The organism is Deltaproteobacteria bacterium, from assembly GCA_019309045.1.
Lineage (GTDB): Bacteria > Desulfobacterota > Syntrophobacteria > BM002 > BM002 > JAFDGZ01.
In genome coordinates, this window is record JAFDGZ010000104.1 from 1 (window position 1) to 8,624 (window position 8,624).

An 8,624-nucleotide genomic window follows, 5' to 3' on the forward strand; every position below is an offset into this window, starting at 1 on the left:
CCTCATACCATACTCCCTCTTTCTTCCTGGCCGCCTCGAGCAGCCGACAATAAACCAGGCAGTAAATCTGGCTGCCACGATATCTCTGTAACGCTACTGCCATTTGGATGCTCCCTGTTTGGGATCCTGCAATATTTACCAGACTGCGATTTCAAGTCACTTAATTGTAGTATAGCTATACGTTAAAAGATTCTGACCACTAGTGGCAAGAATAATTTTTGCTCAACAGTATTGAGCCGTATTAAATGGCTGTGCGCTGCCTTGTTTGTAGTTGCAGGCATGTGGAGTGCGGTCTGTCAAGGAGTGCGTGACTGGAAGATCTTGATTCCCCGCCTTTTGGCTGCGTTTTCAAGATGTGTATAAAGGGCCCGTCTAGCCTGTTCTGGGGCTCTGTTCGATATAGCATTGAACAGTTGAACGTGTTCCTCGAATGAACTGGAAGTCAAGCGAAGATTGCTCGGTTGATCCTCTTCCTCGGCAAACAGATCCCACAGTCTCTCGTTCAAATACTTCATGAGGTCAATGAGGTGTTTATTTCTACAGGCCTCAATCATTGTTTGATGGAAGTCGAAATTGGCGCTTGTGCCATCGAGGCCTTTTTCCATTGCTGATTTTAGAGTTTGCAGACAGGACTCGAGATACTCAATGTCCTTGTCACTGCAATGAATGGCTGCCAGGGCGGCTGCATCACCTTCGAGTAGCACTTTGAGTTCGTAAAGAGTCGCGATATTCGTTGCCCTGTCTCTTCCCTTGAAGTCAAGCTTGAAGATGCGTCTGGAACGTTTGGCCACCCTTGTTCTGCTGCCCTGCCTAGATTTCAAGATACCCTGTTGCTTCAAGCGGGCCAAAGCCTCCCGGATTACAGTCCTGCTGACATTGAAGCGATATGACAGTTCAGCCTCTGAAGGCAAAGATTCCCCAGGTCGAATCGATCCCAGTTCTATCTCTGCAGCAAGAAAATCAGCGACCTGTTCTGATAGCCTAGGTTCCCTTACTAGATTTGGCTCTTTCGAGAACTTCACCTTGCAGGCCTTTGGATGTGCGGTTTTTTGAGCTGTTTTTTTGTTGACCATATCGCAAGAGTATGCTACTAGTCAAGTTACCAGCTTGTCATACAAGCTATACAACATCCATTTCTTCCAGACAGTTTTGCGACTCTTCCTGTACGTCTGGACTTAGTACTTCAAAACAGCAACTATTTTGACTGCTATTAGAAAATGCCCATGAAAATGGATTGCAGTTTTGCCATGTTCCCAACAACAGATCCGTACAACCCGTCCTCTACACGCATATGAGATGTCTGCACTGCTCGCTCGCACCGCTATGACATGAACTCCTGGGGAGGTGGTAATGGCAGCTGAAGCCATAAGAGTCATACAATATGGCGTTGGCCCAATAGGTCTTAAAATTACCAGGTACTTGCAGCGAAAACCTGCTGCTCACATTGTAGCGGCCATCGATTCCGATCCTCAGAAAATTGGGCTGGATATAGGAGAATTAGCAGGCCTGACTGAACCATTGGGTGTAAAGGTGTCAGGGGATGCCACAAAGGTCCTGGGAGAGACAGAAGCAGAGATAGTCGTTCTGACCACCACCTCCACACTACAAAGCATCCAGCCTCAAATAACGACCATCGTGTCGGCGGGGAAAAACGTGGTATCCAGTTGTGAAGAGCTGGTCTACCCCTGGTACTCACGACCGGAGCTCGCTCAGCAGATTGACGACCTGGCCAGGAGGCATCAGGTGTCAGTCCTGAGTACAGGTGTCAACCCCGGCTTTCTCATGGACTTTTTGCCGCTGGTCATGACAGGCGTGTGTCATGACATCAAGAGGATAGAAGTAGAGCGGATTCAAAACGCCCAGCAGAGAAGAATTCCTTTCCAAAAAAAGATTGGTGCCGGTCTGAGCGTACCTGAATTTCAAAAGAAAGTACGAGGCGGAGTTCTCCGCCATGTTGGCCTGATGGAGTCAATGCACCTGCTAGCTGCGGGGGTGGGGTGGCGGCTCGAGGAGGCGGAGGAAAGCATTACCCCGGTGATCGCTTCAGACGAGGTGGTTACTGCACATTTTACCGTGAAACCTGGAATGGTGGTTGGAGTGCGCCAGATGGCCAGTGGCCGTTTGGGAGGAGCGGAAGTCATAAGCTTGCTGTTTGAGGCAACTGTGTCACAGGCAAATCCGCATGATCGTATCATTATTGAAGGGGAACCGAGGATCGAGCTGGATATAAAAAAGGGAGTCAACGGAGACATTGCCACCTGCGCAATTATTGTAAACTCTATACCTGCAGTAATCCGCGCAGCTCCAGGGTTGCGGACCATGGCCGATGTAGGTCTTGTAGCCTTGTGGAGATGAGTTGCTCTTCGTTGATGGTTGCAGGCAGGGAGGGAGTCTTCATTTACTAGAAGGAGGGAAAACAATGAGATTCAGAACGCTTTGTGCCATGCTAGCAGTCTTGATACCGTTGTTCATGGTAGCCACTGCACACAGTGCAGAGGTAATAAAAATTGGTGTAGTTGCGCCTCTTTCTGCACCGGGTGGAGTGGAAACAGGCCAAGCTCTAGTTGACGGCGCGAAAATCGCAGCAGATGAAATCAATGATGCAGGCGGTCTCATGGGCAAGAAGGTTGAACTTGTGATTGGGGATACCAGCGGCTTGCCCGAGAAGGGAACTGCTGTGCTGGAACGCCTGGCCAGCCGCGACAAAGTGGTGGCTGTGGGAGGAGAGGCCCACAGTTCAGTGGCAATGGCTGAGATCGAAGTAGCCCACAGGTACAATCTACCCCTGGTTATATCGGAGGCCTGGGCGGATGGCATTACAGCCAAGGGCTATCCACAGGTATTCCGGCTGACCGTTTCCAATTCTCTGATATACTCCAAGGCTGCCACCTGGATCAAAGACTCGGGGTTCAAACATGTTGCTGTCATTGGAGAAAACTCTGACTGGGGCCTGGGCGTGATCAAAGTCTTCAAAGACAGTTTGCTCAAGGCGGGCGTCAAGGTAACTTCGTTTTCTGCCGAACGCACTACCACAGATTTTACGCCGCAGCTTCTGCAGCTCAAGAATGCTTCGCCATCTGTGGATTTTCTGGTAGATGGTTTTACCGGGGCAGGAGAATTGCTCATGATCAAACAGGCCTATGAGCTTGGTTTTGCACCTTCAAAAAGCTGTGCTCTGCTCGGTGCTGGTATGGACACCCTCTATCCTGGTTTCTGGGATACAGTAGGTGAGGCTGGCGTGTATGTGCTCAGCAATCCTGCAGGGCTGCCAGGTATTCCTAAGACCAGCACTTCAGAAAAATTTACCAGACTGTTCAAAGCCAAGCATAATCGTGAGCCTGATGCAGTCGCCATGGAAGGCTACGACACGGTGATGGTTATTGCAGAGGCAATCAAGCTTTCGAAAAGCACTGAGGCAACAAAAATAATTGATGCCCTGGAAAATAAGGTCAACTGGGTAGGCACCAGGGGAACCATTAATTTTTCCAAAGACAAGACTCCTCCCTGGGCATACCACATGTGGCTGGATGTGCCCGTGTTCATTATTCAGTATACAAAGATTCGTCAGGATCCTTCGCAAGCAGCTATTCTCTGGCCAGAAAAGTATGCCACTGTGAAAGGCTATCTGCGCCCGCCAAAATAGAGTGACCAGTGGTTGTCTTGCATGGTATGCTGCCCCCCTCAGAATCACTGTGAGGGGGGCCGTTTTTCGAGGGTGCAATGCTGTTGCTAGCCCAGTTAATCAACGCCCTGGTCATAGGGACCCTGTACGCCCTTATGTCACTGGGGTTGTCTCTCATTTTTGGGGTCCTGAAACTGGTAAACTTCGCCCATGGGGAATCCCTTATGATTGGGGGATACCTCTATTATTTTCTAGCGAGTTTTTTTATCTCACTTGGCTTTGGTCTACCTCTGCCTCTGGCCTTGCTTGCCACAATACCCGGGGTTTTCATTTTCGGTGTGGTGCTCGAAAAATTATTGCTCAAGCCTGCATACCAAAAAAGAATGGCGCGCTACGATGAATACGTCATTCTGGTCACCTTTGCCCTGGGCATTTTCTTGCAGAACCTGGCCCTGCCTATTTTCGGTCCTTACAACCGCCAGCCACCAGCTATTTTAAAAGGACGCATAAAATTCGGCGATTTGATCATAGCTGGAGATCGCCTGACCGCTGCCTTGATTGCCTTCATTGTGATAGGTCTTTTGTTGTTTTTTCTACACAAGACATATACAGGGAAAGGCCTTCGGGCCGTGGCGCAAAACCCCAACGCAGCCTCCATACATGGCATCAGTGTTGCCAAGATGCGCAGTATGGCATTTGGCCTGGGCATGTCTCTTGCCGGTATTGGCGGGGCGCTGCTCGGGCCTATTTTTCTGGTAAATCCGGTGATGGGAGTCCCTTTTGCGGTGAAAGCTTTTGTGATTGTCGTACTCGGTGGCATGGGATCTGTCAAAGGAACGATCATCGGAGCCTACATCCTGGCGATCGTGGAGAACTTTGGCTCAATTCTACTGCCTGATCCTTCGCGGGCTCTCGCCTATAAAGACGCTTACGGGCTTTTGCTGTTGATTCTCACATTGTTGATCCGGCCCCAGGGGCTTTTCGGGGAAAGTGAGAGGCGCGCATGAAACGTGTCGCAGTGTGTGCGCTATTGATTTACGCAGTCTTTTTCCCATTCCTGTTCAAAGATTATTGGCTATATGTTGCTATTATCGGACTCTACTACGCGATATTAGCGACTTCATGGTCCATGCTCGCCGGCCAAGTAGGGATTATTTCTTTTGCCCACGCCGCCTTCGCTGGAGTAGGCGCATACACTTCAGCTATTCTGGTCATAAGGCTCCAGGTGCCCATACCCCTGTCGATTATTGCTGGAAGTTGTGCGGCAGCCGTATTCGGGTTGGGCATCGGCGCCCTTACTCTCAGGATGAGAGGAGCCTATCTTGCTTTGACAACGCTTGCCTTTTCTGAAATTTTCCGAATTTTTCTTACTGCAGAATATGAACTCACCCGGGGGTCTTATGGTCTGAGGGTCCCACTTATTTTTAATGGCGATAAACGGGTTTGCTATTTTATAGGGTTAATTCTCCTCATTTTTACCATAGGCAGTTTATTTCTTGTCCTGCGCTCAAAACTTGGTCTTTTTTTGCTAGCAATGAGGGAAGATGAAGACGGGGCAGCAACCCGCGGGGTGAACACCACGTATTATCGGCTGATTGCCTTTGTTATTACCAGCGCTTTTGCTGGACTCGCCGGTGGCTTCTATGCTCATGTAATAGGCCTGGTCAGCCCTCGGATGACAATGATCGGAGAAATGGGCTTGATTCTGGCGATGAGCGTCTTCGGAGGCATAGAATCTTTGCTTGGCTCAGCCCTCGGGGCCATGGTCCTCCAGGTTCTCACCGAGTACTTGCGTGCCTTCGCGGAATGGAGGCTGGCTATCTTCGGTGCTCTGGTGTTGCTCACTCTGAGATTCATTCCGCAAGGTATCCTGCCGTGGCTTGTGGATCTGGTGGATCAGGTGTGGAGTGGAAAACCAAAGGTGATGAGGAGTGGACAGCGCTGATGCTAGAGTTGGTGGAAATTAGCAAGAATTTTGGCGGCCTGCAGGCATTGTCTGGTGTCTGCCTGTCCATAGGTGCTGGGGAATTCGTGGGTCTCATAGGGCCGAATGGCTCCGGCAAGACCACTATGCTCAATTGTATATCCGGCTTATACAGGATAGACGGGGGGTCCATCAAGTTTGCCAATCAGGAAATATCCAGGTTAGCTCCGCACAGGATCTATAAGGCAGGGATAGGACGAACATTTCAGATTTCGAAAGTTTTTAATCGACTCACAGTGCTGCAGAATCTTATGGTTCCGGCCCTTACCGAGGGGAGTCTTGATGCCGACACCATCAATAGCCGAACACAGGAAACTCTAGAGGCCATTCATCTGGAAGACTTCAGGACAACCCCTGCAGAAAAACTTTCCGGAGGACAAAAAAAACTGCTAGAAATCGGTATGGTGATGATGACAACGCCAAAGTTCTTGCTGCTTGACGAACCTTTCGGAGGTGTGCATCCAGTTCTCAAGAGTCAACTCGAAGATTACCTTCTGACGCTCCATCGGGATGGCAAGACAATAATACTGGTGAGTCACGAAATGTCCTCGGTGTTCAGAATTTGTGAGAAGCTGGTAGTTCTGGATCGTGGGACTCTGATCACTGATGGGCTACCGGAAGAAGTTCGACAAGATGAGCGAGTAATCAGCGCCTATCTTGGAGGCAGACATGAAACTTGAGGTTCGAGATCTCCACGCGGCGTATCAACAAGATCTTTTCGTACTGAGAGGTCTGGACCTATCCGTGGCACAAGGTGAGATTTCTATTGTCATCGGACCAAATGGCTCTGGTAAGTCGACCCTGTTGAAATCAATTGCCGGGGTGCTGAAACCTCAAAAGGGTGCGGTCTGGCTGGACGAGGAAGAAATTACTGGTATCAATCTTGATGAGATTATCAAACGCGGCATCTGCTATATTCCTCAAGACCGGGCCGTTTTCCCACAAATGACAGTCACAGAAAATCTAGAACTGGGTTGTTGGGTTTTCAAAAGGGACCGCAAGAGAGTCCGCGACAGAATAGAATGGGCCTTGGAACGTTTTCCTGTGCTGAAGGATCGTCGGAAGTTGCAAGTGGGCTCACTTTCTGGTGGACTTCAGCGTATTCTTGACATTGCCAAATCACTTCTGGCCAATCCTATGCTGCTACTGGTGGATGAACCAGCGGTTGGTCTGGCACCTATTGTAGCCCAGAGCATTTATTCGGAGCTGGCCGCTCTGAAGGAGGAGGGCAGGACCATTCTTCTGGTCGATCAGGATGTCCGCTCTGCCATGGAAATAGCAGACATGGTTACCGTTCTAGATCTGGGAAGAGTTCAAGCGCACGGCTCCAAAGCCGATTTTGAAGGCAAGCTGAGTGAAATTGTCAGCAGCTGGCTGTTATAGGAGAAGCATGCCTATGTTGAAAGGTACCGCAATACACGCCACCATTGAGGAGATCTGTTCGCTGGGACCACGGTGGATGGGAACGCCAGGAGCGCTAGACGCGAGAGATTTTGTGGCTGATCAATTTAGAAAGGCTGGACTGATCGTTGAACTACAGAGCTTTAGTTATTTGTCCTACACCCCTGAACATGCTGTTTTTCTTGTCAACGGCCAAGAAGTGCCCTGCGAGCCGATTGCTCTGTCACTGTCCACGAAAACACCTCTGGAGGCTCCACTTGTGTTCGGAGGAAAATGCACAGCCAGAGAAATCGAGGCTTTGCAGCATGCCGGGGTCAAGTTGGCCAATGCCATTGTCATTTCCGAAAATTTGCGCTCTTTTGTTGCCTACCCGCTAGCTGCAGATGCCGGAGCTGCTGGCTTTGTGTCTATGACAAATCTTCCGGGAAATACTATTCGCTGCGGCTGTGCCCGTCTTGATCGCCGAGCAGGCACCATCCCGGCAGTGGCGATTGGTGGAGACGATGGTCGCCGTCTTGTGCAAGAGCTCGGCTCTCGGCCTTCTTTGACAGGCAAACTGGAGGTTAGAGGCAGAATTGAAAGCAAAGAGGGTCATAATGTGGTGGGATGGAGAAAGGGCCGAAGTCCAACAAAAATCCTCATCACTGCTCATTATGACAGTTTCTGGAACGGCGTGCATGCCATGGATAATGCTGCGGGTATGGCAACTGTGATCGAGCTCAGCCGTATACTGGACGAGACGCATGGACATACTCTAGAATTTGTAGTATTTGGCGGAGAAGAGCTGGGATTTTGGGGTTCTGCAAGCTATGTGGAGGCGCACCACTCCAACTTGGAGAACATTGGCGCAGTGGTCAATTTGGACACCTTTGGTTCGAATCTCAGTCAACTTGAAATCGGTGTCACTGCCGACCTGGTGGACTTTTGTGAAACGATTGTCCGTGAAAAAACTATTCTGGTGGACTGCTGGAATGTTCCGCCGAGAGCTGCAAGTGACCAACATCCTTTTGTAGAGCGCGGAATTTCCGCTATCTGGCTGGCGAATTGTGGGGCTGACCAGCGCTATCACACACCGCTCGATGTGCCGTCACAAATGAGTGCTCATAAGCTGGAACAGGTTGCTTCACTTGCCCGTCTTTTTATAGAAAACATCGGCCGTGCCTTTTCCTGATAGTGCATATATTAGCGCTTCTTCCAGACGTTTCTGCTGTGAGGCAGGTTGTGCCCCGCTCTTGCTGCCTGAGATGCCCAGTCATTCGCAAAACGGGAGTCTGCAGCTGTTCCTGCCGTTGGTTCGCTGTCTTTCACCCGATCCGCTGGCCAGATTGGCAGAAAGCAGGCTAAGTATTGCTCTATTGCACTCGCCGGGAACACAGCGGACCTTTCGCGTCCTGCCCTTCCCATGCTCGTTTCGAGAGCTCCAGTCTCGAATGGACAGTTATGAAAATTTTCTGCGGTTGCTAATGGGCAAGTGTCTCGATCTACCTGTGAGAGCAACTGCTAAAATGTCCAGGTTCAAACTCTCCAGATATGGTTCATCGCAGCCACTGAACAGGTATGTCACTCCGCAGGAATGTATGGAATATCCTGTCCCCACCATCCCTGCTCCTGTGATTT

General features: G+C 50.1%; 8 protein-coding genes. 7 read left to right on the forward strand and 1 reads right to left on the reverse strand.

Going from position 1 to position 8,624, the window contains the following annotated elements:
• Positions 1-296: 296 nt before the first annotated feature.
• Complete coding sequence (locus JRI89_15360) at positions 297-1,022, reverse strand: FadR family transcriptional regulator (protein ID MBW2072616.1); 726 nt, start codon at positions 1,020-1,022, stop codon at positions 297-299.
• Positions 1,023-1,350: 328 nt separating this feature from the next.
• Between JRI89_15360 and JRI89_15365 the strand changes: the two genes are divergently transcribed.
• The 7 genes from JRI89_15365 to JRI89_15395 all read left to right on the forward strand — a co-directional run bounded on the left by JRI89_15365 (position 1,351) and on the right by JRI89_15395 (position 8,178).
• Positions 1,351-2,355 (forward strand): dihydrodipicolinate reductase, encoded by a 1,005-nt coding sequence (locus tag JRI89_15365; protein ID MBW2072617.1) that lies wholly within the window; start codon positions 1,351-1,353, stop codon positions 2,353-2,355.
• A 64-nt stretch (positions 2,356-2,419) separates the two neighbouring features.
• Complete coding sequence (locus JRI89_15370; GenBank protein ID MBW2072618.1) at positions 2,420-3,643, forward strand: ABC transporter substrate-binding protein; 1,224 nt, start codon at positions 2,420-2,422, stop codon at positions 3,641-3,643.
• Between the two features lie 77 nt (positions 3,644-3,720).
• Positions 3,721-4,629 (forward strand): branched-chain amino acid ABC transporter permease, encoded by a 909-nt coding sequence (locus JRI89_15375; GenBank protein MBW2072619.1) that lies wholly within the window; start codon positions 3,721-3,723, stop codon positions 4,627-4,629.
• Positions 4,626-5,567, forward strand: a complete 942-nt coding sequence (locus tag JRI89_15380) for a branched-chain amino acid ABC transporter permease (protein MBW2072620.1) — start codon at positions 4,626-4,628, stop codon at positions 5,565-5,567. Before JRI89_15375 ends, JRI89_15380 begins: the two co-directional genes overlap by 4 nt.
• Positions 5,567-6,286 (forward strand): ABC transporter ATP-binding protein, encoded by a 720-nt coding sequence (locus JRI89_15385; protein ID MBW2072621.1) that lies wholly within the window; start codon positions 5,567-5,569, stop codon positions 6,284-6,286. The genes JRI89_15380 and JRI89_15385 overlap by 1 nt, the downstream gene beginning before the upstream one ends.
• Positions 6,276-6,989 (forward strand): ABC transporter ATP-binding protein, encoded by a 714-nt coding sequence (locus tag JRI89_15390; protein MBW2072622.1) that lies wholly within the window; start codon positions 6,276-6,278, stop codon positions 6,987-6,989. Before JRI89_15385 ends, JRI89_15390 begins: the two co-directional genes overlap by 11 nt.
• 13 nt (positions 6,990-7,002) lie before the next feature.
• Positions 7,003-8,178 carry a M28 family peptidase gene (locus JRI89_15395; protein MBW2072623.1) on the forward strand — a complete coding sequence of 392 codons (1,176 nt, stop codon included), beginning with the start codon at positions 7,003-7,005 and terminating at the stop codon, positions 8,176-8,178.
• The last annotated feature ends 446 nt before the right edge of the window (positions 8,179-8,624 follow it).

Excerpts from the sequence above, each read along its gene's own strand:
- JRI89_15375 (MBW2072619.1), top strand. The coding sequence starts at position 3,721 with ATGCTGTTGCTAGCCCAGTTAATCAACGCCCTGGTCATAGGGACCCTG.
- JRI89_15395 (MBW2072623.1), top strand. The coding sequence starts at position 7,003 with ATGTTGAAAGGTACCGCAATACACGCCACCATTGAGGAGATCTGTTCG.
- JRI89_15390 (MBW2072622.1), top strand. The coding sequence starts at position 6,276 with ATGAAACTTGAGGTTCGAGATCTCCACGCGGCGTATCAACAAGATCTT.
- JRI89_15370 (MBW2072618.1), top strand. The coding sequence starts at position 2,420 with ATGAGATTCAGAACGCTTTGTGCCATGCTAGCAGTCTTGATACCGTTG.
- JRI89_15365 (MBW2072617.1), top strand. The coding sequence starts at position 1,351 with ATGGCAGCTGAAGCCATAAGAGTCATACAATATGGCGTTGGCCCAATA.
- JRI89_15385 (MBW2072621.1), top strand. The coding sequence starts at position 5,567 with ATGCTAGAGTTGGTGGAAATTAGCAAGAATTTTGGCGGCCTGCAGGCA.
- JRI89_15380 (MBW2072620.1), top strand. The coding sequence starts at position 4,626 with ATGAAACGTGTCGCAGTGTGTGCGCTATTGATTTACGCAGTCTTTTTC.